The organism is Bengtsoniella intestinalis, from assembly GCF_039719005.1.
GTDB classification, from domain to species: domain Bacteria; phylum Bacillota; class Clostridia; order Oscillospirales; family Oscillospiraceae; genus Oscillibacter; species Oscillibacter intestinalis.
In genome coordinates, this window is the sequence record NZ_CP133584.1 from 1,816,861 (window position 1) to 1,841,836 (window position 24,976).

At 51.3% G+C, this 24,976-nt stretch carries 23 protein-coding genes; 10 read left to right on the plus strand and 13 right to left on the minus strand.

Going from position 1 to position 24,976, the window contains the following annotated elements; translation table 11 throughout:
- The first annotated feature begins 75 nt into the window (after positions 1-75).
- The 4 genes from dusB (at position 76) to RFF05_RS08815 (ending at position 2,816) form a co-directional block, all read left to right on the plus strand.
- A complete protein-coding gene (gene dusB / locus RFF05_RS08800) occupies positions 76-1,047 on the plus strand; it encodes a tRNA dihydrouridine synthase DusB (RefSeq protein WP_409970097.1) in 972 nt (323 codons plus the stop codon).
- Positions 1,044-1,652, plus strand: coding sequence for an RNA polymerase sigma factor (locus RFF05_RS08805; RefSeq protein ID WP_409969974.1), 609 nt, complete (start codon positions 1,044-1,046; stop codon positions 1,650-1,652). The genes dusB and RFF05_RS08805 overlap by 4 nt, the downstream gene beginning before the upstream one ends.
- Complete coding sequence (locus RFF05_RS08810) at positions 1,649-2,314, plus strand: anti-sigma factor family protein (protein ID WP_409969975.1); 666 nt, start codon at positions 1,649-1,651, stop codon at positions 2,312-2,314. The genes RFF05_RS08805 and RFF05_RS08810 overlap by 4 nt, the downstream gene beginning before the upstream one ends.
- A 229-nt stretch (positions 2,315-2,543) precedes the next feature.
- Positions 2,544-2,816 (plus strand): hypothetical protein, encoded by a 273-nt coding sequence (locus RFF05_RS08815; protein ID WP_409969976.1) that lies wholly within the window; start codon positions 2,544-2,546, stop codon positions 2,814-2,816.
- On the opposite strand, the gene RFF05_RS08820 is transcribed toward RFF05_RS08815, so the two are convergent.
- Positions 2,810-4,081 (minus strand): serine dehydratase subunit alpha family protein, encoded by a 1,272-nt coding sequence (locus RFF05_RS08820; protein WP_409969977.1) that lies wholly within the window; start codon positions 4,079-4,081, stop codon positions 2,810-2,812. The genes RFF05_RS08815 and RFF05_RS08820 overlap by 7 nt on opposite strands.
- 303 nt (positions 4,082-4,384) lie before the next feature.
- On the opposite strand from RFF05_RS08820, the gene RFF05_RS08825 reads away from it, so the two are divergent.
- Positions 4,385-4,612 carry a helix-turn-helix domain-containing protein gene (locus RFF05_RS08825; protein WP_409969978.1) on the plus strand — a complete coding sequence of 76 codons (228 nt, stop codon included), beginning with the start codon at positions 4,385-4,387 and terminating at the stop codon, positions 4,610-4,612.
- Positions 4,613-4,629: 17 nt separating this feature from the next.
- Positions 4,630-4,854: a helix-turn-helix domain-containing protein gene (locus tag RFF05_RS08830; protein ID WP_409969979.1), complete on the plus strand. Its 225-nt coding sequence runs from the start codon at positions 4,630-4,632 to the stop codon at positions 4,852-4,854.
- Positions 4,855-5,790: 936 nt separating this feature from the next.
- On the opposite strand, the gene carB is transcribed toward RFF05_RS08830, so the two are convergent.
- The 3 genes from carB to RFF05_RS08845 all read right to left on the minus strand — a co-directional run bounded on the left by carB (position 5,791) and on the right by RFF05_RS08845 (position 12,097).
- Complete coding sequence (gene carB / locus RFF05_RS08835; RefSeq protein WP_409969980.1) at positions 5,791-9,837, minus strand: carbamoyl-phosphate synthase large subunit; 4,047 nt, start codon at positions 9,835-9,837, stop codon at positions 5,791-5,793.
- The gene (locus RFF05_RS08840) at positions 9,837-10,919 is read right to left on the minus strand and encodes a carbamoyl phosphate synthase small subunit (RefSeq protein WP_409969981.1); all 1,083 of its coding nucleotides are present in this window, start codon (positions 10,917-10,919) and stop codon (positions 9,837-9,839) included. The genes carB and RFF05_RS08840 overlap by 1 nt, the downstream gene beginning before the upstream one ends.
- A 413-nt stretch (positions 10,920-11,332) precedes the next feature.
- Positions 11,333-12,097, minus strand: coding sequence for a hypothetical protein (locus RFF05_RS08845; RefSeq protein WP_409969982.1), 765 nt, complete (start codon positions 12,095-12,097; stop codon positions 11,333-11,335).
- A gap of 171 nt (positions 12,098-12,268) precedes the next feature.
- Here RFF05_RS08845 and RFF05_RS08850 point away from each other — a divergent pair, with 171 nt between their 5' ends.
- The 4 genes from RFF05_RS08850 (at position 12,269) to RFF05_RS08865 (ending at position 16,089) form a co-directional block, all read left to right on the plus strand.
- Positions 12,269-13,279, plus strand: coding sequence for an FAD:protein FMN transferase (locus tag RFF05_RS08850; protein ID WP_409969983.1), 1,011 nt, complete (start codon positions 12,269-12,271; stop codon positions 13,277-13,279).
- Positions 13,263-13,667, plus strand: coding sequence for a NusG domain II-containing protein (locus RFF05_RS08855; protein ID WP_409969984.1), 405 nt, complete (start codon positions 13,263-13,265; stop codon positions 13,665-13,667). The genes RFF05_RS08850 and RFF05_RS08855 overlap by 17 nt, the downstream gene beginning before the upstream one ends.
- Positions 13,664-14,167 (plus strand): Gx transporter family protein, encoded by a 504-nt coding sequence (locus tag RFF05_RS08860; RefSeq protein WP_409969985.1) that lies wholly within the window; start codon positions 13,664-13,666, stop codon positions 14,165-14,167. Before RFF05_RS08855 ends, RFF05_RS08860 begins: the two co-directional genes overlap by 4 nt.
- Before the next feature lie 926 nt (positions 14,168-15,093).
- Positions 15,094-16,089 carry an IS30 family transposase gene (locus tag RFF05_RS08865; protein WP_409969986.1) on the plus strand — a complete coding sequence of 332 codons (996 nt, stop codon included), beginning with the start codon at positions 15,094-15,096 and terminating at the stop codon, positions 16,087-16,089.
- A gap of 279 nt (positions 16,090-16,368) precedes the next feature.
- On the opposite strand, the gene RFF05_RS08870 is transcribed toward RFF05_RS08865, so the two are convergent.
- From RFF05_RS08870 to RFF05_RS08910, 9 genes are all read right to left on the minus strand, one after another.
- Entirely contained in the window at positions 16,369-17,247 is an 879-nt protein-coding gene (locus RFF05_RS08870; protein ID WP_409969987.1) for an HAD family hydrolase, read from the minus strand.
- A 108-nt stretch (positions 17,248-17,355) separates the two neighbouring features.
- A complete protein-coding gene (locus RFF05_RS08875; RefSeq protein ID WP_409969988.1) occupies positions 17,356-18,027 on the minus strand; it encodes a DivIVA domain-containing protein in 672 nt (223 codons plus the stop codon).
- Between the two features lie 30 nt (positions 18,028-18,057).
- The gene (locus RFF05_RS08880; RefSeq protein WP_409969989.1) at positions 18,058-18,498 is read right to left on the minus strand and encodes a cell division protein SepF; all 441 of its coding nucleotides are present in this window, start codon (positions 18,496-18,498) and stop codon (positions 18,058-18,060) included.
- A 25-nt stretch (positions 18,499-18,523) separates the two neighbouring features.
- Positions 18,524-19,222 carry a YggS family pyridoxal phosphate-dependent enzyme gene (locus tag RFF05_RS08885; protein WP_409969990.1) on the minus strand — a complete coding sequence of 233 codons (699 nt, stop codon included), beginning with the start codon at positions 19,220-19,222 and terminating at the stop codon, positions 18,524-18,526.
- Positions 19,223-19,297: 75 nt separating this feature from the next.
- A complete protein-coding gene (locus tag RFF05_RS08890; protein WP_409969991.1) occupies positions 19,298-20,515 on the minus strand; it encodes an HlyD family efflux transporter periplasmic adaptor subunit in 1,218 nt (405 codons plus the stop codon).
- A 128-nt stretch (positions 20,516-20,643) separates the two neighbouring features.
- Complete coding sequence (gene hfq, locus RFF05_RS08895) at positions 20,644-20,862, minus strand: RNA chaperone Hfq (protein WP_409969992.1); 219 nt, start codon at positions 20,860-20,862, stop codon at positions 20,644-20,646.
- Positions 20,863-20,917: 55 nt separating this feature from the next.
- Positions 20,918-21,859, minus strand: coding sequence for a tRNA (adenosine(37)-N6)-dimethylallyltransferase MiaA (miaA, locus tag RFF05_RS08900; RefSeq protein ID WP_409969993.1), 942 nt, complete (start codon positions 21,857-21,859; stop codon positions 20,918-20,920).
- A 227-nt stretch (positions 21,860-22,086) separates the two neighbouring features.
- Positions 22,087-24,105: a DNA mismatch repair endonuclease MutL gene (gene mutL, locus RFF05_RS08905; protein ID WP_409969994.1), complete on the minus strand. Its 2,019-nt coding sequence runs from the start codon at positions 24,103-24,105 to the stop codon at positions 22,087-22,089.
- Positions 24,106-24,242: 137 nt separating this feature from the next.
- Entirely contained in the window at positions 24,243-24,950 is a 708-nt protein-coding gene (locus RFF05_RS08910) for a CPBP family intramembrane glutamic endopeptidase (protein WP_409969995.1), read from the minus strand.
- Positions 24,951-24,976 lie beyond the last annotated feature (26 nt).

Genomic DNA, 24,976 nt, shown 5'->3' on the forward strand with positions numbered 1-24,976 from the left:
GTGGACTTTTCCACAAAACCGTGGTACAATGAGGAAAAACTGGTGCTGTGCACCCATTTACGAGGTATCTTAACTATGCAAATCGGCAATGTAAGCATTGATTCAAAGCTGGCGCTGGCACCTATGGCAGGGGTCACCGACATGGCCTTTCGGCAAATCTGCGCCGAACAAGGGGCTGGCTATACCATCACAGAGTTGATTTCTTCCAAGGCTCTGTGCTTCCAAGATAGAAAAACCCTATCCCTGTTGGAACAATTCCCCGGTGAACACCCCAGCGCTGTCCAAATTTTCGGTTCGGACCCTGCCTGCATGGCAGAGGCGGCACAAATCGTGCTGGAAAAAGTGGATGTTGCCATCATCGACATCAATATGGGCTGTCCCATGGGGAAAATCGTCAATAACGGCGACGGTTCTGCCCTGATGAAAACGCCCCAATTGGCGGCTGACATTGTCCGTGCCGTAGTGGATGCGGTGAAGGTCCCTGTGACGGCAAAGTTTCGCCGTGGCTGGGACATGGGCAACTGCAACTGCGTAGACTTCGCCAAAGGCTTAGAAGATGCTGGCGTCTCTGCCGTGGCTGTCCACGGACGGACACGGGCGCAAATGTATTCTGGACAAGCAGACTGGAACTGCATTCGCCAAGTGAAAGAGGCCGTCTCCATTCCCGTCATCGCCAACGGCGATGTGTGGAAGGGGGAAGATGCCAAGCGAATTTTAGACCAAACAGGGGCTGACATGGCCATGATTGGTCGTGGTATTTTCGGCAACCCATGGATTTTCACCCAAGCCAAGGCCGCCTTGGAAGGCAAGGAAATCCCATCGATGCCCCCCCTCGCCCAGCGTTGCGACACGGTGGTGCGGCAAATTGAAATGGCCGCCGCCTCTCAAAAAGGGGAAAAAGTGGCCGTGCTAGAAGCGCGCCGCCATTATTGCTGGTACTTAAAAGGCATCCCCCACTCTGGGTATTACAAAGAACAAATTGTGAAAATGAACACCTTGGACGATGTCTATGCTGTGACGAAAGGAATCAAGCGTGATTTGACATGACACAACAAGAGCAATGGATTGCAGCGGCCAAAGCTGGCGACCAAGCCGCCTTTGAGCAGCTCTTAGAGCTGTATCAGCAAAAGGTGTATGCCCTGTGCTTGCGACGATGCACCAACCCTGACGACGCACAAGAAGCGGCGCAAGAGGCGCTGATTGCCGCATGGCAAGGTTTGCCCTTTTTCAAAGGAGAGTCCTCTTTTTCCACATGGCTTTATCGGCTCACCGCCAACGCTTGCACCGATTTTCTCCGCCGTGAAGGCCGCCACGCAAACCGCGTGGGCGCCTCCTTCGACAACCCAGACGCGCCGTTGCACATTCCCGACACCGCACCCTCCCCCCACCAAGCCTTAGAGCAATCTGAGCTACGCACCGCCATCGACGCTGGCCTTGCCCGGCTATCTGACCAGCACCGCGAAGTGCTCCTCCTGCGTACCATGCACCAACGCTCTTATGACGAGATTGCCCAAATTCTCGACCTAGAAGTGGGCACTGTCAAATCGCGCATCAACCGCGGACGCTTGCAATTGCGAAAATTTTTGCAAGAATCAGGGAACTTTTTGCCCTCCAGTGCGTCTAAAGTATCAGAAAAGGAGGGTTGCCAATGAATACGTGTGCATCCTTAGCAGCCCTGTTAGACGGGTATATTGATGGGGTTTTGTCTCCAGAAGAACAGGTTTTAGTGGAAAACCACTTGAAAACCTGCACAGAATGTGCTCAATATGTGGCGGACATTCTTGCCATTGAAGCCGATTTCCCCACAGTGGATGATGTGATGTTGCCCGACAATTTCACCCAATCGGTGATGGTAGAGGTGGCAAACCATCCTCGCAACACGAAAAAATCTAAGAAAACAAATCATCGCTGGCAACAATTTGCCTTGCCTGCAGTGGCCTGCTTGGCGATGATGGTCTACGTTGGTAGCGATTTATTGCCCAGCCAAGAAACCACGGTGGCCGATGCTACCTCCACAACGATGAGCTACAGCGCCGCGCCAGAGATGTCTATGGCTGAAACCGCCATGGAAAGCCGCGGCATGACAGAGGTGGCTGTGGCAGAGGAATTGTTTGGCGATGACCCTGTCTATCCCTACCAACAAAGCCAAGTGGGCACTTTCCTCGACAGTTTCCAAGCCACCGTGTTAGACGATGGGCGCTTTGCCTACAGCCTAAGCGCTGACCAGTTTGCCGCCTTGATGGCGCGTGTAGAGCCCACCGTGACAGAGTGGGCAGACCAAGACAGCTACTGGGTGGTTGTGACCTTGGAATAAGCCCAAAAGAGGGTAAGTCGAACCGAAATTTCCACAATAACAATATAAGCGTAGGGAACGGTCAACACCGTTCCCTACGCTTGTATCGTTATATTTCACAAAGCGGTCTGCATTGTGTCACAGCTCCGCTGGCATGGTACAACCCAACCTCTTTTTCCCATTGACTGTATAATCCCCCTGTTTTTGCCTATACTATTCCTACAAACACAAGGAACTTGGAGGGTTTTTCATGGTAAAAGGCATTGCACGGCGGGTGGTGGTCATTGATGTGGCTGACCAACATTTTTTTGAACAGGCCATTTTCATCGTTCGCAACGGTGCGGTGGGCGAGGGCGTATCGTCTCAAGATTTAGTAGAAGAAGCACGGCGCGTTGCCGAAACCTACACAGGCACTGGCACCACCGTGGTGCGTCGGCTGTGGACCCATCTTGCCCCAGTGGCGTATGGGCTATGCGGCGCAAGCGCAACCGCGTTGGCTTTTTTCTATTACTTCTATCACTGACCAATCATGATTTTCAAGATTTCAGCGTCAGTTTCACGCATCCCTTGGCTGGCCATGCGGCCAATGTTGGCAATGGTTTCATCCACTGTATCCCCCACGATGCCTTCCCCACTGGTGAAGCCTTCATGTTGCTTGGCAAGCTCATAGCCCAACAATGCACTTTCCACGGCGGAAGCGATTTTGCCAGCACAGCTGGCCTTGGCACCGTCACAGACCATGCCACCGATGTTGGCAAGGGAGTTGGTGATGGCCATGGCGGTCACTTCATAGCTCACCTTGTCCAAATAGGCAAGGCCTGCCACCGCCCCAGTGGCGGCGCTGACCACGCCACAAAAAGCAGAGAGCTTGCCGATGCTACCCTTTTGGTAAATGGCAGTCAAGTTTGCCATGCACAAAGCACGCAGTAGCTCCTCATGGCTCACGCCCAAGGACTGGGCGTAGGAAATCACAGGCAAAGACACGGTCATGCCTTGGTTGCCACTGCCAGAGTTAATGACCACAGGCAACGCGCACCCACTCATACGGGCATCCGAGCCAGCGGCGGCCATGGCTTTCATTCGGTTAAACACAGAGTCACCGCCCACAGCCATCAAGGTCTGTCCCACACGGGCGCCCCAAGACTCAGTCAGCCCAGCTTGGGCAATGGCGGTGTTGCAGGCAATTTGCCGTTCCAAAGGCTGGCGAATCAGCTCCACATCCACCTCTTTGGTAAAGGCAATGATGTCGGCAAGCTTCATAAAGCTTAAATCCTCCCCATCCCCTTCTGTGGCAGAAGTGAGGCCTTGGTGGAGGATTTCTCCGTTTTTAGACACGGTGCCAAAGTTGGTGTGGCTGTTGACAATTTCCACCGACACCATGTCCTCTCCAGCGAAAAGTTCAATGATAAAATGGAGGGCATGGCAAGACACCAACAGCTCCACCGTCACGATGCCAGCATCTAAATCTTTACGGATTTGGGCGCGGTTTTCATCACTAAGCTGGGCAATCACCTCTAGTTTTTGACTGGCGTCACCACCGTGAATCCCAGCCAGCACAGCGGTTTCAATGCTTTTCAAGCCCCCAGTCTGGGGGACGGTGACGGCTTTGACGTTTTTAATGATATTGCCAGAACAGTGGGCCACCACACGCTCTGGATCACAGCCCAACAGCTCACGGCCATAGGCGGCGGCATAGGCCACGGCAATGGGCTCGGTACATCCCATGGCCACTTGCAGTTCGTCTTCTAGAATTTTGGCATAGGCCTGTATGGTTTGGTTGGATAACATAGACAAATCCTCCTTGGTTTCAACGCACACAGGGGATCCCTGTGATGTTTCATTGGTTTGTACCATTGTACTGGGTTTTGTCTCATTTTGCAAGAGGGCAGCCTGTTTGGTTTGTTAGGGAATGTCCTCCCACTGTCCATCCAATGTAAGATAGCATTTTTTGCGTAACCTTGGCAGTTCTGCCTCTAGTTGCTCTAAATAATCCATAGCCCCCCAGTTTGCTCAGTATATTGAGCTATTTTCTTTCTAATATAGCATAAGATAAAGAAAATTGCAAAATATATTGAGCAAAGTAGGTGTCTTATGGATAAATTACGGCAAGATACTAGCATTGGTGGCAATTTGCGCGCCTTACGCAAAGCCCATGGGTATACCCAAGAGCGTTTGGTGGCAAAGTTACAGCTTTTAGGCTCAGATACCACCCGTCCCATCTATTCTCGCTACGAAACAGGAGAATTGAATATCAAAATTAGCGATTTACGGCATTTACAGGTGATTTATCAGTGCTCCTATGATGCGTTTTTTATGTGACAAAGGGGTTGATAACTGTGACTGAAGATTTCACCAGAACTCTAGGTTTACGGGTGAAAACTCTCCGTACCCAACAAGGCTACACCCAAGACCGACTATGCGCAAAGTTACAGCTATTAGGCTGTGATTTTACCCGTAGCGCCCTTGCTAAAGTGGAAGTAGGACAACGACGGCTGTATCCAGAAGAACTACGGGCGTTGAAGCAAGCGTTGCAGATTTCCTACGAAGATTTGTTGGAGTAACAGCGTTGTTTTTTACCCCTACGGGGCGGTCTGCTACCAGACGGGCATTCCCTCGCCCCATCGTAGGGGCGCCCATTGGGCGTCTGTTTTCCGATTCACTTTAAATTGTTTTTTTGCCCCTACGGGGCGGTCACCTGCCGGTGGGGCATTCTTTTTTTGTCGAAAAAAAAAACCAAAAAACGATTTTTTCACGACGACTGCGGTCGAGTGAAAAAAGGGGCTTTATGCGGGGGTTCATCACTGGGGCACCTGGGTTGTTTGAGCGGCACCGAGTGGCCTGATTTGACTTTGCATGACCTTTCGGGCTTCGCCCTGTGGGGGAGATACGGTTGAGATGGTGCCATTTCTTAGGTGTGCCTAGGTTGTGATGGGCGGTGTAGATTGGTGGCGCTGGGTAAGACGGGCGACCACAGGTCGCCCCTACAAGGGTGCCAGCACCACCCAACATCAAGCTGACCGCAGGTCAGCGCACCCCCCCAACGCCACCGCACCCACTCATACCCACCATCCGTATAAAATGGGAGTACGTGAGACAGATGACCACGCGTGGTCATCTGCCACGTGCAAGATTTTTTGTTTCTTTTGTATCGCTACAAAAGAAAGCCCCGCTGGCAAGCGCCCCCACGGAGTGGGAAAAGTCTATCAAAAAAGAAATCCCACAGGGTGAAGCAAATTGCAATTGATTTCCACGGGCGCGCAATGCGCGCCCCTACAGGGGAGTGGGGAAAAGAAAGCCCACGCGGCAAGCGCCCCCACGGGAGTGGAGAAAAAGTCTATCAAAAGAAAACTCCCACAGGGTAACAGATTAACCGCCCCTACAAGGGGCGGAAGTAAAGAAGGCCTGCTGACAAGCATCCACAAGCGTGGGAAACAATTCATCGAAAGATAACAAAAAAACATCCCCACGGGCAAAGCCCATGGGGATGTTCCTATTTCTTAATACCGTGCAGAGCCTTCAAACACTTGCTTGGCATCGCCAGTTAGGCTGACACTGTCGCCAGAGTAGCGCACCAATAGGTCGCCACCTGCCACCTTGACGGTGATGTCGGTGTCTTTTTCGCACTTGCCATTGGTGACGGCTGCCACCACGGCGGCGCAGGCGCCAGTACCGCAGGCCAAGGTTTCCCCAGAGCCACGTTCCCACACACGCATTTTAATGGTGTGAGGGTTCACCACACGGATGAACTCGGTGTTAGTCCGTTGTGGGAAATACGGTGCGTTTTCGAACATGGGGCCAATGCCAGCCACGTCCACGCCGTCCACCAAATTGCATTCCACCACACAGTGGGGGTTGCCCAAATCCACGCAGGTAATGGCATATTCTGTGCCACCAATTTCCACGGGGTAATCCACAATGGTATCCATGTCAAAGGTGGTCATAGCACCCATGTTGAGGGATGCCTTGCCCATGACCATGGTGGCAGAGGTGACCCGACCAGCGGTGGTGTAGACATGGACATCGGTAACGCCCAAGGCGTTTTCGATGGTGACCAAGCCTTGTTCCACATGGGCTTCACTGCACATTTTGCGGTCATAAATATACTTTGCCACGCAACGCATAGCATTGGCAGCCATATAGCCCAAAGAGCCATCTTTGTTGTACATATCCATCCGCACATCGGCGCTATCAGAGCCAGAAATCAGCACAATGCCGTCGGCACCCACCCCGAAGTTACGATGGCACAGGCCAACGCTGACAGATTCAGGGCTGGTGATGGCACCGTCGAAGTTTTCCATGATGATGTAGTCGTTGCCACAAGTTTGAATCTTGGTAAACTTCAGCTTTTGACGCTTTTCACGCAGGTTACAAATGTTCACCAGTTCGGTGTTCTTTTGGGTGTAACGAGAGGCCAAAATGTCGCACAAAGTGGAGGCTGTGTCCAAAGAAGTGAGGCAAGGGATGCCCAGTTGGACGCAACGGCGGTTCAAGCGGATGAAATCTTTGATGTAGTCAGGTTCGGTGGAGCCAGTCAAAATCACGTAATCGATGGCGCCTTCTTCCAGCAGGGTGAACACACGGTTGTCCTTGCCCAGTTTGCCCACGATTTCTACGTCGGTGCCCAGTTGGGAAATTTCAATGGCGGTGCCTTCGGTGGCATACAGCTTGTAGCCCATGTCGTCCAGTTTCCGTGCAATGCCCACCACTTCTGGTTGGTCACGGTGGTTGACGCTAATCAAAACGCCGCCCTTTTTCTCACGATCCAGCTTGTAGCCAGCGGATAAAAGACCCTTGAACATGGCTTCTTGGAAGTTGTTGCCAATGCCCAGCACTTCCCCAGTGGACTTCATTTCAGGGGACAGAGATGCGTTGGCATCGTTTAATTTTTCAAAGGAGAACACAGGGACTTTCACGGTGACATAAGGAGGTGTTTTGTACAAACCAATGCCGTAGCCCAAGTCTGCCAAAGGTTGCCCCACCATGACACGGGTGGCCAAATCCACCATGGGCACGCCAGTCACCTTAGAAATATAAGGCACAGTACGAGACGCACGGGGGTTGACTTCGATGACGTAGAGTTCGCCTTCGTAGATGAGATATTGGATGTTGATTAAACCTTGGGTGCCCAAGGACAGCGCCAATTTTTCAGAGCATTCGATGATGACTTCCTTCATTTTGTCGCCAATGGAGAAGGGAGGATACACCGCCATGGAGTCACCGCTGTGGACACCAGTCCGCTCGATATGTTGCATGATGCCGGGAATCAATACGTCTTTGCCGTCGGAGATAACATCCACTTCCAGCTCACGGCCTTGGAGATATTGGTCAACCAAGACAGGGTTTTCGATGCCACCAGAGAGGATGACGTCCATGTAGTTGCGAACGTTGTCGTCGTTATAGGCGATGACCATGTTTTGACCGCCGATGACGTAGGAAGGACGGAGCAGGACAGGGTAGCCCAGTTCACGGGCGGCATCCAGTGCTTCTTCCAAACCAGTGACACCACGACCACGGGGGCGCTTGATGTCGAAGCGTTCCAGCAGGGCATCAAATTGTTCACGGTCTTCCGCCATGTCGATGGACTTGGCAGAGGTGCCCAGAATTTTCACGCCCTTGTTGTCTAAGAATTGGGTCAATTTGATGGCGGTTTGCCCACCAAAGGCTACCACAACACCCTCAGGCTTTTCCACTTCAATGATGTGCATCACGTCCTCTGGGCACAGGGGCTCAAAGTACAGACGGTCGGCGGTGTCATAGTCGGTGGAGACGGTTTCGGGGTTGTTGTTGACGATGACCACTTCGTAGCCCAGTTCCTTCAATGTCCGCACACAGTGGACAGAGGAGTAGTCAAATTCAATGCCTTGCCCGATGCGGATGGGGCCAGAACCCAGCACCATCATCACAGGTTTGCCAGAGCGAGGGAAGGTGCGAGATTCGCAGAATTTGTCAAAGCTAGAGTAGAAATAGGGGGTTTGTGCGTCGAATTCAGCGGCGCAGGTATCCACCATTTTGTACACAGCAGAAGGTGCGGTGTCAACAGGCAGAGCGTCAGCGCCAGAGAGCTTCAACATGGTGGCATCGGTGTAGCCAAATTGTTTGCCTTGGGCGTACAGCGCAGCGCTCAAGCCATCAGTTGCCAAAGCGGCTTCAAACTTGGAAAGCTTTTGCAGTTTTGCCAAGAACCAGATGTCGATTTTGGTGATGTCATGGATTTGCTCCATGGTGATGCCAGATTTCAACGCTTCAAACACGGTGAACAGACGATGGTCGTCCACACGGGTGAGCCGTTCCAAAATGGGGGTCTCGTCCTCGTGCTTGCGGTTGAGGCTATCCATGGAAATTTCAGCCCCACGGACAGACTTCATCAGCGCCATTTCAAAGCTGGGGGCAATGGCCATCACTTCGCCAGTGGCCTTCATTTGGGTGCCCAGTTTACGGGACGCATCCACAAATTTGTCGAAGGGCCACTTGGGCATTTTCACCACGATATAATCCAGTGCAGGCTCAAAGCAGGCACAGGTTTTGCCGGTAATATCGTTTTGGATTTCGTCCAAAGTATAACCCAGTGCGATTTTAGCCGTGACCTTGGCAATGGGATAGCCAGTGGCCTTGGAAGCCAACGCAGAGGAGCGAGACACACGGGGGTTCACTTCGATGACCGCATACTCAAAGCTATCGGGGTTCAGCGCCAATTGGCAGTTACAGCCACCCACAATACCCAGATGGGAGATGATGTCCAGAGAAGCAGTACGGAGCATTTGATACTCTTTGTCTGCCAAGGTTTGGGTGGGTGCCACCACGATGGAGTCCCCAGTGTGGACGCCAACGGGGTCAAAGTTTTCCATGGAGCAGACGGCAATCACATTGCCCACAGCGTCACGCATGGTTTCAAATTCGATTTCTTTCCAGCCAAAAATTGCCTTTTCCACCAGAATTTGAGTGATGGGAGAGGCATCCAAGCCAGACTTGGCAGTGGCACGCAATTCTTCCACATTGGCCGCCGCACCGCCGCCGCCGCCACCCAAGGTGAAGGCAGGACGGACAATGACAGGATAGCCGATTTTCTCAGCAACCGCCAAGGCTTGTTCCACGGTTTCGGCAATGTCAGAAGGGATGCAAGGTTGGCCAATGCGCTCCATGCACTTTTTGAACAGGTCGCGGTCTTCTGCCTCAGAAATGGCGGCAGCAGAGGTGCCCAGCAGGCGCACGCCTTCCCGTTCCAAGAAGCCTTCTTTGTCCAGTTGCATAGCAAGGGTCAGGCCAGTTTGACCGCCCAGACTTGCCAAAATGCTGTCGGGACGCTCTTTGCGGATAATCCGCTTGATGGTTTCAGTGGTCAGGGGCTCCAGATAAATCTGGTCAGCCATGGCTTGGTCGGTCATGATGGTAGCAGGGTTGGAGTTGCACAAAACAACATTGACCCCTGCTTCTTTCAGCACACGGCAGGCCTGTGCGCCAGCGTAGTCAAACTCGGCGGCTTGTCCGATGACGATGGGGCCAGAACCGATGACCAAAACTTTTTTGATGGATGTATCTAATGGCATTATTGGTTCCCTCCCATGTTGGTTTTATATTGTTCCATATTGCTGACGAAGCGTTCAAATAAGAAGCTGGTGTCCTTTGGCCCAGTGCAAGCTTCGGGATGGAATTGCACGGTGAAGGCATTGTCAGCAGGATAATCCATGCCTTCGCAGGTCAAGTCGTTGGCGTTGACGTAGCTAGACACACCTCTTGTGATGGAGCTATCGTCCACGGCGTAGCCATGGTTTTGGCTGGTGATGAAGGTGCGCAGACCAGAGACTTCCTTCACAGGTTGGTTCACACCGCGGTGACCATACTTTAATTTATAGGTTTTGCCACCCATAGCCAAGGCGGTGAGTTGGTGACCAAGGCAGATACCAAACATGGGAACCTTGCCCATAAACTTGGCAATCTGGGCGATTTGGTACACGTTTTCCGCAGGGTCCCCAGGGCCATTGGACAGCATGATGCCGTCTGGGTTCAGGGCGAGCACTTCTTCAGCGCTGGCTTTCCCAGAGAGGACGGTGACGTCGCAACCGCGGAGTTGCAATTCACGGATGATGTTGGCTTTTGCGCCGTAATCCAGCAGAGCCACGCGATATTTGCTCTCGCCCACTGCGCCGTGGATAGAGCTTTGGGTGCAGGTCACTGCGTCCACAGCCCCCACGATGGCGTACTGCTTCACCACCGTCAAATCAGCAGGAATTTCCTTGCAGATGGTGGCGTTCATCACCCCGTGTTCACGGATGATACGGGTCAAGGCACGGGTGTCCACACCACAGATGCCGGGGATATTTTGTTGGATTAAGTAAGTATTCAAATCATACTCACAGCGGAAGTTGGAGGGAGTGTCACACAATTCACGCACCACGTAGCCTTTGACACAGCAAGCGCCTTCAAAGTCCTCCTCAATGATGCCATAATTCCCCATCAAAGGATAGGTTTGCATAACAATTTGCCCATAATAGCTGGGATCGGTCAAGGTCTCGATATAGCCACACATGCCTGTGGTGAACACCAATTCACCCACTGTTTCTATGCTGGCACCGAACGACAGCCCTTCAAACACTTGCCCATCTTGTAACACCAAATATGCTTTTTCCATGGTTCCTCCTCGTCTTCTCTTTCACATTTGCTTAAACTTTCAATAGTATGCACGAGTTTTTATCAATTGTCAACAGCCAAATCTCAAATCTTTGCAGCTCAGAGTAGGCTATTTTTAGCTGTTTTCACCATATTCCATTCTTTTTCAACCAAGGTCAACCATTGATTATTTATTGACACCTAACAAATTTTTAGGAACAGGGCGTAATTCTCAATAATCATTATGATTTTCAGGTATTTTCAGTCTATTTTATTGCAATTTTTTGATTTATACATAAATTGTATTTTCTGGATTTTTCCATCCTAGTGATAAAAAATTCCAAGGACAAACCTCTTTTATTTTGTGAATTTTTCTGCCTTTTTGCCGTAAAAAATCCACCGAACAGATTTTCTGTTCGGTGGATTTAATCAATCTTATAATTCACGCACGGTGTAATACACACCCAAAACAAAGGCCACAGCAATCAACAGCCAAATGGCATAATAGCCAACCACAGTAGAAATCAAATTGATAACCACAGCCAATGCAGAGCTAGCGCAAGCAATGTAAATACCACGGACATCGGACTTGGCTTTCACCAAGCCACAGCTACACTTTTTCTTGCCAGAGGCCAGCTGATAGGTGCCATATGCCACCACAGCCAAGAGTACCACATACACACCCAACCCCACATGGGCAAGGGTGCCAAGCGTTAAATGGTAGAGAATTTTACGACCAATCCAAATCACCACCAAGCTCACGCCCACGGTGGAAATAGCAATGGCACATTCGCTAGAATACAAGCACCACAAAATGCCCAACAGCATCGCAACAGGCACAGTAACCAACATGGGGGTTAGCAAACTGGTGTACAAAGTGCGCACCAACGCGCCAATCACGGCCACATATGCACCGCCACAAAGCACCCACAAGCTAACTTCTTTATGCACGCTATTGGTTTTGCCTTTTGTCAATAAACCAGCCAAGCCCAAAATGGCCACCAGCGCACCCACAATGGCCATGGGGTACATATATCCATCCCATGCCACCACTTGGTTGGCGGTGCCAGTTACATAATAATTACGGATTACCAGCAAAAAAGCTTCTGCCAAACAACCGCCACCAAAGAAGCGCATTGCACGATAATTAGCTTGATCAACCTTTTGCTTGGTCTTAGAAATAACATTGGACTTTGCCATATATAAACAGCCTCCGATAAGGTGAATTTGAATTTCAGATACTACAGTAGTATAACAGATAGTTTTACAAAAAGCAACACCAAACATACTATTTTTATGATTTTACCATTGAAACAACCGTATTAAACGTGGTATACTATTAAAAACAACGCATTTAGGGGAGTACCACCCATGAAAATAACCAAATTTTACCTGCTTATCCTTTTATTTTTTATAACTGGTTGTAGCCAAGACACCGCCATTCCCTCTGCCACAGCCGAGGTGTACGCCATGGACACCGTGATGAATTTAACCGCCTATGGCGACAATGCCCAAGTCGCCATCGACCAAGCGGAGGCAGATTTACTGGCATTAGAAGCCCAAATCTCACGCACCCGCGAAGGCAGTGAAATCTACCTGCTAAACCAAACTGGCACCTCCACCTTGAGCGACACGGCGGTGGAACTGTTGCGCCGCTCCATCAATTATGGGGCTTTGACAGGTGGCGCTTTTTCTTGCACCATCGCCCCTGTGATGGATGTGTGGGGCTTCACCACCGACACCATGGCGGTGCCCAGTGAGGCAGTTTTGTCCCAAGCCATGGCTCTGGTGGATGACACAGGCGTGGTGATAGACGGCAACGCCGTCACCTTGGGCGCTGGACAAGCCATCGACCTTGGTGGCATTGGCAAAGGCTATGCCGCCCAACTGGTGGCAGATATTTTCACAGCGCAAAATATTTCCAACGCCATGGTGTCTCTAGGTGGCAATGTGTATGTCTTGGGCGGTCGCACTGACGGTGACCCGTGGCGCATCGGGGTGCAAGATCCCAACAACCTCAGCGGCTACGCTGGGGTGCTGTCTATGTACACTGGCTTTGCCGTCACCTCTGGTGGCTATCAACGATTTTTTGAAGAAAACGGCGTCACCTATCACCACATCATCGATCCCTCCACTGGCTATAGTGCCAACGCTGGCCTGTTATCAGTGACCATTGTCTCCCCTGACGATGGCACTCTTTGCGATGCTTTGTCCACGGCGCTGTATGTGATGGGGGAAGAGGCCGCCATTGCATTTTGGCGTTCTGGCGTGGTCCCTTTTGAAATGATATTGCTGACAGAAGATGGACGCGCCGTGGTCTCTAGCGGTCTCCACGACACATTCATCGCGGAGGAGGGCTACATCTATGACCCCATCTCCTAAGCAAACCCTCTCCCTATGGGATGGGCTGGTGGCACTGGTGATTGTGGCGCTGGCTGTGGGTATTTTTTTCTGGCAGACAGCTGCCGCTGGCACTGGCGATTTGGAAGCAGTCATCGCCATTAACGGGCAGACGGTGGAAACCATTGCCCTGTCCAGCTTGCATGATCCCACCCAGCGCACCTATACCTCCTTGGGCTATACATTAGAATTAGAACTCTCCTCCACGGCGGTGACCATGACCCACGCCGACTGTCCCGACCAAGACTGTGTCCACACAGGCACCATCACCCAAGCAGGCCAAAGTATTGTTTGCCTACCTGCTCGTCTGAGTGTCCGTTTATTGGGCACTGGGGCATCTGCCCCAGAGATTGACGTGGTGATTGGATGAAAAACACCAAACAAATCGCTCTATGCGGTATGCTCACCGCCTTGGCATTGGGGCTCTCATATGTAGAAAGCGCCTTCCCACTGCTGTTGGTCATCCCTCTGCCAGGGGTGAAATTGGGGCTTGCCAATCTGGTCACTGTATTCGCCCTGTACGCATTGGGTGCCCAGCCAGCGTTGCTGATTTTGATTGCACGGTGTGTGCTAGGGGGTATTTTCGCTGGGAATTTAAACGCGCTGCTCTATTCTCTGCTAGGCGGTTTGGTGGCAATGTGCGTGATGATTGTGCTCTCACGGTTGCCCAAGCTGTCCATCTACGGGGTGTCTATAGGCGGTGCGGCTGGTCACAACTGCGGTCAAATCTTGGCGGCCGTGATTACCTTAGGCAACACAGCCCCCCTCTATTACCTGCCCTTTTTGCTGTTGATTTCGCTGGCGACAGGTGCGGTCACAGGTCTTTTGGCAGGACTGCTGTTTCAGGCTTTGCGCCATACAAACCTATAAAATAACACCAGCGGTGTGAGGCTTTATCTCATGCCGCTGGTGTTTGTTTTCATAATCGAGTGATGCTTTTTTGCCCCTACGGGGCGGTCACCTGCCGGTGGGGCGTTCCCCCCACCCCATCGTAGGGGCGCCCATTGGGCGTCCGTTTTCCGATTCACTCTGAATTGTTGTTTTTGTCCCTACAGGGCGGTCTGCTGCCGCAGGGGCGTCCTACCGGACGGGTCACCTGCCGGTGGGGCATTCTTTTTGTATCGACAAAAAGAATCAAAAAACGATTTTTTCACGACGACTGCGGTCGAGTGAAAAAAGGGAATTTTTACGGGGGTTCATCGCTGGGGTGCTTTGGTTTTTTGAGCGGCACCGAGTGGCCTGATTTGACTCTGCATGACCTTTCGGGCTTCGCCCTGTTGGGGAGTGGCGGTTGATATGGTGCCATTTCTTTGGCGTGCCTCGGTTGTGGGTGTGGGTAGGTGCTGTGGCGTTGGATAACACGGGCGACCACAGGTCGCCCCTACAAGGGTGCCAGCACCACCCAACATCAAGCTGACCGCAGGTCAGCGCCTCCCCAACGCCACCGCACCCATCGACGTCCACAATCTTAGGCACCTTCCATGCGTGGTACTATGTCATCACACGAGTTGCGTGCGGCAGCAATCAGCGTTGGTTCGCGTATCCCACACGATAAGCCGAACGGGTGTGAGCCAGATGCCCCAATAGCACCGCACCCACTCATACCTGCAATCCGTATAAAATGGGAGCACGTGAGACAGATGACCACGCGTGGTCATCTGCCACGTGCAAGATTTTTTGTTTCTTTTGTATCTGGCGAATATACACTGTAAGTGCAACAGTAAAAAAATAAATGACTCATTGAGAAAAATCATGTATCATGGTGTTAGCGGACAACATGAAAGGAGATTCTCTCAATGAATCATTATCAACATCTTAACATAGAAGAAAGAGAAAATCTATTATTATTTTTGTATGAAAAGAAAAGTTTGCGTTTTATAGCCCAAGCGATGGGGCGAAATGTATCTACAATTTCTCGAGAAGTAAAACGAAATAGAAATCAAAATACAAAAGAGTATTCGGCGGTAAAAGCTGAGCAAAAATATCATGTACGTCGAAAAAAATGTCGCCGCCACGCGAAGCTAGACAACCCAATTGTATATAAGAAAATCAAAGAGTTGTTCATTGAGAAACAGTGGTCGCCAGAAGAAATTCAAAACCGTTTATTCTTTGAAAATTCACCAATTCAAATCAGCTATACCACAATTTACAGGGCTATTTATGCTGGGAAATATGACACATTACAAGAGAAGAGATCGAAAGGAAATAAGGGCGCAAAACGGTATCTTCGACACAAAGGAAAGCCGAGAGGGCAAAAACCAAGAGGAAAAGTGGTGATTTCAAACCATTTAGACCAACGTCCAGATGCGGCCAACAAGCGAGAACGACTGGGTGATTTCGAAGCAGATACTGTAGCTGGTAAAAAAGGCGGTGCCTGCTTGTTAACGTTGAATGACCGATTATCACGAATTGTGTTCATAGCCAAATGTCAGAGAAAAATTGCTGCTGAGGTGGCAGAAAATATGATTGCTATTTTCTCTAAGCTGCCACCAGAAATGCGCCATACCATCACGCCAGACCGAGGCGTGGAGTTTACAGACCACGCCGATGTGACAGCAGCGCTAGGCATGGAGTTTTACTTTCCAAAACCGCATGCCCCGTGGGAGCGTGGAACCAACGAAAATAGCAACGGCCTCATTCGAGAATACATTCCCAAGCGCAGCGACATTGCACCATTATCCGATGCATTTATTCAAGATGTCGCCTACAAACTAAACACGAGACCCTGCAAATGCCTTGGTTGGAAAACTCCTCTCGAAGTCTTTTATAACAAAGTGTTGCACTTGACTTGACAATTCGCCAGATACAAAAGAAAGCCCCCACGGCAGTGGCGCCCCTGCGGCAGCAGCCCCCACGGGAGTGGGAAAAGTTTATCAAAAAGAAATCCCACAGGGTGAAGGATTGACCGCCCCCACAAGGGGCGGAAGCAAAGAAAGCCTGCTGGCAAGCAGCCCCCACGGAGTGGGAAAATTTTTATCAAAAGAAAACTCCCACAGGGTAAAAGATCAACCGCCCCTATAAGGGGCGGAAGTAACGAAAGCTGCGCTCAAGCATCCTATACAAGTTATGAATCAAAACAACCTTGCCTGATTAGGCAACACATCGCCACCAATGGTCCGCAGTTGCCGCTGACTTTCCAATCCCAATCGATGGCGAATGGCCATAGCGGCAATGATATGCTCCACCGTATCGTCTAAGGCCGTGCCCTGACGATAATCGGCAGGAAAAATATAATCCACACGCCCTTTGGCAAGTAAATCTTCCACCCCTACGCGACTGGCCTCTTGATAGACCGCAATGGCTTGACCGCCATAATTGCGCATCATTTTCATACAGGGCACATCAGATAAACCGTCACCGATATAAATCATATTGGTGAAAGGCACACGCTTGCTCTCATCGGGCATGGAGTCGTTTAAATCCTTATCGTTGGACACGTCCAGCACCCCTTTGTTAATGCGATAGACAAATTGGGTTTTTGCCGTGAAATTCACCGCCAGCTTTGGCCAAATAGGCGCACCGTCAGCCCCATAGTAAAACTCACTGGCAAACACTTTTTTAAACTGCTTATGGATGGGACACCCTTCGATAATCTCCGTCAAGCCTGAGGACAGCACATAGTGCTCCACCGTCACCCCATGGCGCGCGCCATAGTCATTGACACGGCCAAACCAATCCTCCACCCCGTCAAAAAGAACCATATCACGGGCTTTTTCTTGCAGAGATTGACGGGTGAGGGGCAAGCCTTTTTCCTTAGATTGCTGAATCATGGTGTACATATAGGCCAAAATACCATCCATGCCGTTTGTTTTTCCAAACTCATTGGCCACCGCCCAAAACTCCGACGGCTTCATGCCAAGACTGGGAATGAAACCATAGTTTTGCATATCCGTGGTGCAGAGGGTTTTATCAAAATCATATAAAATGGCAACAATAGGGGTTTGCTCCATAGGGGTGCTCCTCTCTCTAATAGCTAAAAACTAAGAACTAACAGTGAAAAACTATTGGCACCTGATGGCGCTCCTTAGTCCTTCACTTTTAGCTCTTAGCGTTTCATGTTACTTATAATTTTTTCCGAACAGCAAATCACCGCTCAAGTCTTGGGTGTCTTCGCTGGCTTGTTCACGGGCACCGCGTTGGGGCGCTTCTTCCCAAGCTTCCTCTTGCCAAGAAGATTCTTCTTCCACAGGCAGTTCTTCTTCCATCACCTGCTCCACAGTGGTTTCGATGGTTTGCGCCATTTTTTCCACAGCCACAGCCTGCGCCACTTGGTCTTGGACTTCCAAGTCAGGCAACACCTCTAGCAAGGCCAATTGGTCGGTGCAAACCTTGCGGCATTGTGCCACAAAGCGAGCCAATTCCAGTTTCCCTTGGCGCAGACGTTCTTGCTCGTTGGCCAGCTCTTGACGGGCTTCTTCCACACGGCTACGGGTCTCTTCTTCAATGGAGGAAAAGGCTTGCGCACGCTTTTCTTCTGCTTCTTTGATGATAGAGTCTGCCATTTTTTGCGCTGTCAACAACGTGGCACGCATAGAGTCTTCTGTGGCGCGGTAGTCTTCCACTTTTTCCACCAAAACCTTCATTTTGGCTTTCAATGTGGCGTTTTCTTTATACAGGGCGGTATAGTCGTCGGTGAGTTCGTCTAAAAACTCGTCCACCATGGCCATATTATACCCACCCATCACAGCCTTGGCAAAGGCACGGGTTGAAACTTCTTGTGGTGTCAGCATACTCATTTCCTCCGTATTGTTCTATCTACCTTAAAAATACATACCGTTACTTTCTAACTCGTCAATCAAGTCCCCTTCGATGTCCACATGATAAGGGGTAATCATATATGTATTGGCGGCCACCTTTTTCACCTTGCCACCTGTGGCATAGGCGGCACCAGACAAAAAGTCTAGCAGACGGCGCGCCACATCTTTTTGAGTGGACTCTAAATTCATCACCACGGTGCGCTTGTCTTGCAGATGGTCTACAATTTCAGAGGCGGCTTCAAAGCGTTCAGGTTTCACCAACACCACCTTCAATTGGGTGGTGGCATGAATATTGACCACTTTGTTGCGTCGGGCGGCTTCACGGGCTTGGGTGCGCTCTTCTAGCACCGCCTCTTTCCGTGGGGGTGTTTCTAGCACTTCATATTCTTCATCTTCATCGTCATATGGATGTGTCCATTTTCGCAATTCATCAAAAATACTCATAAGCAACTCCTTTTCAGGGCAAATTTCACTGGACTTGGTAGCTACGGTAGCCAAAAATAGCACTACCCACTCGCACCATGGTGGCGCCACAGGCGATGGCGTCTGCAAAATCCCCACTCATGCCCATAGATAAACACTTTAACTCATTATGGAACAAATTTGCTCCAATGTCAACATATAATCCATGGACTTGCTTAAAATATTGTCGATTTTCTGTTACCGTGGCATCGGCTGGTGGAATGGTCATCAACCCTTCTACCTTCACATGGGAACAGGTGAGGGCAAATCTCGCTCCAGATTCCAAATCTTGGGGCAAAAATCCGCTTTTTCCTTCTTCACAGCCGATGTTCACTTCCAGCAAGATAGACTGGACAACGCCTTGCTTCGCGGCCTCTTTTTCAACGGCTTCCAGCAAGGCCACAGACCCCACTGATTGAATCAAATCCACCTTGCCCACCACTTGGCGCACTTTGTTGCGTTGCAAGTGGCCGATAAAATGGAGTGGTGCACCCTCATAGGCGTTCTCCCCCAGCTTTTGGGTCATCTCTTGGACGCGGTTTTCACCCAGCGCATCAATGCCAGCGGCAATGGCTTGGCGGCAAGCGTCAGCGTCGTTCATTTTGCTGGCGCCGATGAGTTGAATCTCCTTGGGGTCACGGTCTGCGGCCACAGCGGCGGCATCCATGGTGGCGCGGATGGTGGCAATATTTTCAGCAATAGACATGGTGTTTCTCTCTTTCTTCGGTTGAATGGTGGGGTCGGGACGTCGAGGACGCCGTCCCCTACAGCATACGATGATTTATTCAATGACTTTTCCGTCGTACAAATCATTCGCGGCGATGATAACCAATTCTCCGTCTTGGAGTTGTTGACTGGAGAGGGTGGTGGCTGGCTCTACCAGCATAAAATCGCTGCCTTCATACACCACGTCCACAGCTTTAAACCGCGCACGGATGCCCACAAGACAATAAATCCCCGTTTGACCCTCTTCGTTGACACGCAACGCCCCTGATGGCACGCGGTAACCTTCCAAGGTGTCAAACACCAAGGTGGCGCTTTGCTTGCGCAACAAGGTCAAATCCCCCATATAACGGTCACTGGAGAGCACCACCGTGCACTGTCCCTCTTCTGCCTGACTCACCGATTCCACATCCATGGTGACGGTGATGTCAAAACTTTTGGTGAAGGCCAACTCCACAGTGTTGCGGGTATCAATTTCCGCGGCCACCGATTCTTCCACATTCACCACGTAATACCAAATATCTCCCAAAATCACCTTGCCCACATTGGAGCTGACGGTTTCGTCAGCCGTGACGGCATTTAATGTACTGGGTGTCCAATCTCCCACAGTGTCAGGGGTCAGCACCCCTTCATACCCATCCACCACGGCAGAATAAATCCCCGACTTACTGGCGGTGATGATTTTGGTGGCAGAGGAAATACTGCGACTGGCTGTGGACAAATCACTATCCACCACGCTAGAGAGTTCGCTCAAACTGGTGGCATCCATTTGGGAAAAACTTTGGGTGAGCACCAAGCTGCGCAAAGCTTGTCCCTGAGACGTGGCTTCATCGACTTCTTCTGAGGCAATGCCTTGGCAATACGAGAGTAGATTCAGCGAAATCTGTTGGTCAAGTTGCATCGTAATCTCAGGGTTTGTCTCTGCCCCTTGAGCGTAGGTCATTTGCTCAGACAGGGCTTGGAGTGCCCCCTGTTGGGCTTGATTGTCTAAGGTTTCTTGGCTGGCGTACACACGCACCACTTCGCCACCCACACTGACGCGCTCCCCTTCCCCACGGGTGTATTGCAACACCCCCGTGTCTTGGCTAGCGAGCACCACCTCGTCGCGGACTAAATAGCCGCTGACGCTGACGCTTTCGTCGGCTTGGTATTGGTAAATCACCATGGTGGAAAAGGGGTTGGTGTAGTAATTCCAAAATTGCACGCCAAAATACCCTGCCACCAGCAAGCACACAATGGCGCTTACATAGCCTGTGATGTTTTTTCTCTGTCTCATATGTGCTCGCTTTCTGTGTTTGTGAATCATCGGGGCATTGGGGAACCATGATATCGTAGGGACAACCCTGAGCCTGCCCCTTGGGTATGCGGCTGTCCGTTCCTAGGTCACCCTTCGCCATTCGTCATTCACCCCAGCTCCACTGGTTGATGGGGTACCACGGTGGAAATGGCGTGCTTATAAATCAGTTGTTGTTTGCCATCGGTCTCCAACACCACGGTGCGCTCATCAAACTGTGTGATGATGCCACGGAGTTGAAATCCGTTCATTAAAAACATGGTCATCGGTACGGCCTTGGCCTTGGCTTGGGTTAAAAAATTGTGTTGCATTTGATTGAGTTGTTCCATAAGAGTTGCTCCTCGTCTTTTTATAGTCGGCGAGGACCTTTGTCCTCACCTCCCCTTAGCATACTCCAAGGCTGGTGAGAATTTCTGTCGAACGGCGGAGGGCCATGGCAAAATCTCTCTTTTTTTCCCAATAAATCCATTGAATATCTGGTTGTTTGCGTAGCCATGTCAGCTGGCGCTTGGCATATTGTCGAGAACGGGCTTTGAGCACGGCAATGGCCTCTTCCAAAGGCAATTCCCCTGTCTCCACCCCTAAAAACTCTTTATACCCGATGGCTTGGAAGGCGGTGGCGGTGTGGGGCAAGCCCGAAGCCATCAACCTCTGCACCTCTGCCAACAGCCCAGCTTCCACCATTTTATCCACACGCAAATCGATTAAATCCTTCATGTCTTGGCGATCGGCAAACTGCAAGCCAATGTACACCGCCTCATATTTAGGAGGCAGTGTCTGGGTGTGGGCATTGTGGGCAGAAATGGTTTGCCCTGTCTCCAAATAGACCTCCAAGGCACGCAAAATCCGCTTTTCATCATTCAAATGTAGCCGCGCCGCCGCCTCTGGGTCAATTTGTTGTAACCGGGCATAGAGGGATGCAATCCCCTCTTGCGCCAGTCGCTGTTGCAATTGCAAGCGACTTTGGCTGGTGGCATCCCCTTTGGCAAAACCATGGCCTTTCACCAGCGCATCTAAATAAAGCCCCGTGCCACCCACCAAAATGGGGCGCTTACCACGGCCTAAAATATCTTGGATGCAAGCGTCTGCCTCTGCCACGAATCGAGCGGCCGAGTAGGCATCTTCTGGGTCGGCAATGGCCACCATATGGTGGGGCACGCCGTCCATTTCCTCTGGGGTGACAGCGGCAGTGCCAATGGTCATGGTGCGGTAAATCTGCATGGAGTCCACGCTAACCACTTCCCCGTTATACGCCTTGGCAATGGCAATGCCAAGAGCTGTTTTTCCACAGGCCGTAGGCCCTACAACGCAAATAAGTGGTTGCATAGTGTTCTCCTTTAAATAAACTAAGAGCTAAGAACTAAGAGTGAAAAGCTATCCGCTGCGGCGGAGACGGGAGCGCACTGCGCTCCCCTACAAAGGGTGGCCGTCCGCCACGGGCGGGGAACGGGAGCGCACTGCGCTCCCCTACAAAATTCATCGTTTCCTTCCCCGCCACAGCGGGTAGTTTTTCACTTTTCACTTTTAGTTTTTAGTTGCGCTCCGCAGAGCGCTTACGCTCTCTTAAACAGCTTCTCCAACTGGTAAGCTGTCATTTCTACGGCAATGGGGCGGCCGTGGGGGCAATAGCGAATTTCTCCACTTTGCACGCGCTCCACCAAGGCCTGTAGCTCCGCATCTGAGGTAATCATGCCAGCCTTCATGGCGGCTTTGCAGGCCATCACATGGTACAATTCTTCTTGGCGATTTTTACTTTGCCCAGAACGAAGGGCGGTGGTCAATTCCTCTAGGGTTGCCACCACATCGCCTTCTGCCACATCAGAGGGCACGGCGCTGACCACCACAGACCCATCCCCAAAATCCTCCATCTCAAAGCCCAAGGCTTGGAGGGTGGGTACATTGGACAGTAGCAAGACGCTATCTTCAGGCGACATCGATGCCGCCACAGGGCACAACATCTGTTGGGTCATGGGTTGATAGCCCTCTGCCATCAAGCGGTTATAGTGCATCCGCTCATGGGCGGCATGCTTATCAATGAGCCAAAGGGAACCATCGTCCCCTTCGCTGAGAATGTAGGTTTTGCCCACCTCACCGATATAACGCCATGGGGCGGTGAGTAAGGTTTCTTGCACAGGCTCAACCTCCACAACAGGTGGGGGCGCTTGCTGTTCCACCACCTTGTCTGCCTTGGTGGCATAGGGGATGGGGGCATGGCGCTCTGGCTCTGCCACACGGGACACCGCTGGCTTCACCTCACTGTCCCACATGGGATGGGGTGGCGCCACGGTGACAGGCTTGGCTGTCCACTGTTGATTCCAAGGGGTGGGTTTTTTAGATGTGGACTCACCTGTGTTGGATGCCACTGGACGGACAGGGGCAAGCCCTGCGGATTTTTTCATGACGCTTGGCTTCTCTCCCATCACCTCTTGGCGATAGGTGGCGCTGTCCATGGTGCGGAAGGTTTCTTTGGGGGTTGCTGTAGTTTTGGGTGCCACCTTTGGGGAAACTGGCACCGCCCCTTGGGGTGTTTTAGGCAAAATTGCCGTCAAATCGGGGATGGTTTGAGCAGGTTTCACTGCACCGCCACTCTTGGCCAGACAGTCGAGCACCGTGTAAAACACAGCGTCAAACACCGCTTTTTCCTTGGCGAATTTCACTTGGGTTTTGGCAGGATGAACGTTCACGTCCACCAATTCCACTGGCAATGTGATATGGAGCACACAGCCGGGGAAACGGCCTTTCATCAACTGGGCACGGTAACCTTCTTCCAAGGCAGACGTCATCAACGCCGACTTCACCAGCCGTCCATTGACGAAGAAAAACTGCATCCCACGAGAGCCACGGCCTTTCAGCGGTTGGGTCACAAACCCTTCCACGGAAATCCCATCGCCACTGCCTTTCACAGGAACCAAGGTTTTGGCAAAATCAGCCCCCAATGCGCCGTAAATGGCAGATTGTAGCTTCCCATCCCCAGCGGTTTGCAAGGTTTCTTGCCCATCTTTTTTCAAACGGAAGGACAGGTCAGGGTGAGACAGGGAAAGCTGTTGCATCAGGCCAGAAATGGCAGCGGTTTCAGCGCTATCTTTGCGCATGAATTTCAGCCGTGCTGGGGTGTTGTAAAACAAATCTTCCACGCAGATGGTGGTGCCTTGGGGGGCTCCCACCGTCTCTACAGTTTGTGGCACGCCACCTTCTAAAAAAAGGCTTGCCCCTTGGCTCTCACCCTTTTGGCAAGAGGTAATTTCCAGCCGAGACACGGCGCAAATGGCGGCCAAAGCTTCCCCTCGGAACCCCAAGGTGGCAATGGCGCCCAAATCTTCGGCCGTGTGCAATTTACTGGTGGCATGGCGCAAAAAGGCGGTGGGCAATTCCGTTGGGGCAATGCCACAGCCGTTGTCCGTGATGCGAATGCGCCCCATACCACCGCGACTAATATCCACGGCAATGGTGGTGGCACCAGCGTCAATGGCGTTTTCCACCAGCTCTTTGACCACACTGGCAGGACGCTCCACCACTTCACCAGCGGCGATTAAATCAGACAAATGGGCAGGCAGTTGGTTGATGATTGGCATGGTGTGCGCTCCTTTCAAGGGGGGTCATCGGGGGACGGGAGGGGGTAGAACCCCTCCCCTACGGTTGGTTCATCGGGGAACGGGGCGTCCTCGACGTCCCGCAGGTTTTGCAAAATTTCACAAGGGTTCCACACCCATCACATGGTGAAAAAGTTGATCAATGCGTGGAGCCCAATGGCGGTCCACAGCGTGCCTGTTTTGTCATACACCCATGCCAGTGCCCAGCCTGAGATGGCCACTTGTAGCAGGGGGAAGAAGGTGGAAAAGTCTTGATAGACCACAGCGTTATAACAAAACGCCCACGCGGTCATCAGCGCGTATAACCCAATGGACACCACATAGGCAAGGGCATTATTTTTCCCCTTGAGCAGACCAAACACCCAGCCACGGAAGAGCACTTCTTCCACGAAGGGTGCCACCAGCACAATGATGAGCCATCCCAACGGGGTGGGCGCTTCCACTTGAGAAAACACGGTAGAATTGATAAGGTTGGAGTAGTTTTGCCCAAACAAACTCATCACATGATGGAACACTTGGTTCAAACCATAAAAGAGCACCAGCCCTGTGAGCATGATTTGCAAACTGTTGCCCACATTGGCGGTGAACCGCGCTGAGGTATCGCCCAAAAAGCGGTGGAACACCAATATGGTTAAAATCAAAAACCCATAATAGTAGATAGCGCTACGGGTGTACTCTGAAAACGATGTGGAAAACGCCCCCTCTAGCAAGCCAAAAAACGAGCCAACCACCATGGGCATGATGATAATATAGAGTACAAAGAGCAATGCCCCTGCCATTTTTTCATAGGAGGTCATATAAGTGACCCCACCGCCACGTTTTGCCATGGTTTTTGTCTCCTTTTGTTGTTAGG

Coding starts and splice junctions, on each gene's coding strand:
- dusB (WP_409970097.1), top strand. CDS start 76: ATGCAAATCGGCAATGTAAGCATTGATTCAAAGCTGGCGCTGGCACCT.
- RFF05_RS08805 (WP_409969974.1), top strand. CDS start 1,044: ATGACACAACAAGAGCAATGGATTGCAGCGGCCAAAGCTGGCGACCAA.
- RFF05_RS08810 (WP_409969975.1), top strand. CDS start 1,649: ATGAATACGTGTGCATCCTTAGCAGCCCTGTTAGACGGGTATATTGAT.
- RFF05_RS08815 (WP_409969976.1), top strand. CDS start 2,544: ATGGTAAAAGGCATTGCACGGCGGGTGGTGGTCATTGATGTGGCTGAC.
- RFF05_RS08820 (WP_409969977.1), bottom strand. CDS start 4,081: ATGTTATCCAACCAAACCATACAGGCCTATGCCAAAATTCTAGAAGAC.
- RFF05_RS08825 (WP_409969978.1), top strand. CDS start 4,385: ATGGATAAATTACGGCAAGATACTAGCATTGGTGGCAATTTGCGCGCC.
- carB (WP_409969980.1), bottom strand. CDS start 9,837: ATGCCATTAGATACATCCATCAAAAAAGTTTTGGTCATCGGTTCTGGC.
- RFF05_RS08840 (WP_409969981.1), bottom strand. CDS start 10,919: ATGGAAAAAGCATATTTGGTGTTACAAGATGGGCAAGTGTTTGAAGGG.
- RFF05_RS08845 (WP_409969982.1), bottom strand. CDS start 12,097: ATGGCAAAGTCCAATGTTATTTCTAAGACCAAGCAAAAGGTTGATCAA.
- RFF05_RS08850 (WP_409969983.1), top strand. CDS start 12,269: ATGAAAATAACCAAATTTTACCTGCTTATCCTTTTATTTTTTATAACT.
- RFF05_RS08855 (WP_409969984.1), top strand. CDS start 13,263: ATGACCCCATCTCCTAAGCAAACCCTCTCCCTATGGGATGGGCTGGTG.
- RFF05_RS08860 (WP_409969985.1), top strand. CDS start 13,664: ATGAAAAACACCAAACAAATCGCTCTATGCGGTATGCTCACCGCCTTG.
- RFF05_RS08865 (WP_409969986.1), top strand. CDS start 15,094: ATGAATCATTATCAACATCTTAACATAGAAGAAAGAGAAAATCTATTA.
- RFF05_RS08870 (WP_409969987.1), bottom strand. CDS start 17,247: ATGGAGCAAACCCCTATTGTTGCCATTTTATATGATTTTGATAAAACC.
- RFF05_RS08875 (WP_409969988.1), bottom strand. CDS start 18,027: ATGCTGACACCACAAGAAGTTTCAACCCGTGCCTTTGCCAAGGCTGTG.
- RFF05_RS08880 (WP_409969989.1), bottom strand. CDS start 18,498: ATGAGTATTTTTGATGAATTGCGAAAATGGACACATCCATATGACGAT.
- RFF05_RS08885 (WP_409969990.1), bottom strand. CDS start 19,222: ATGTCTATTGCTGAAAATATTGCCACCATCCGCGCCACCATGGATGCC.
- RFF05_RS08890 (WP_409969991.1), bottom strand. CDS start 20,515: ATGAGACAGAGAAAAAACATCACAGGCTATGTAAGCGCCATTGTGTGC.
- hfq (WP_409969992.1), bottom strand. CDS start 20,862: ATGGAACAACTCAATCAAATGCAACACAATTTTTTAACCCAAGCCAAG.
- miaA (WP_409969993.1), bottom strand. CDS start 21,859: ATGCAACCACTTATTTGCGTTGTAGGGCCTACGGCCTGTGGAAAAACA.
- mutL (WP_409969994.1), bottom strand. CDS start 24,105: ATGCCAATCATCAACCAACTGCCTGCCCATTTGTCTGATTTAATCGCC.
- RFF05_RS08910 (WP_409969995.1), bottom strand. CDS start 24,950: ATGGCAAAACGTGGCGGTGGGGTCACTTATATGACCTCCTATGAAAAA.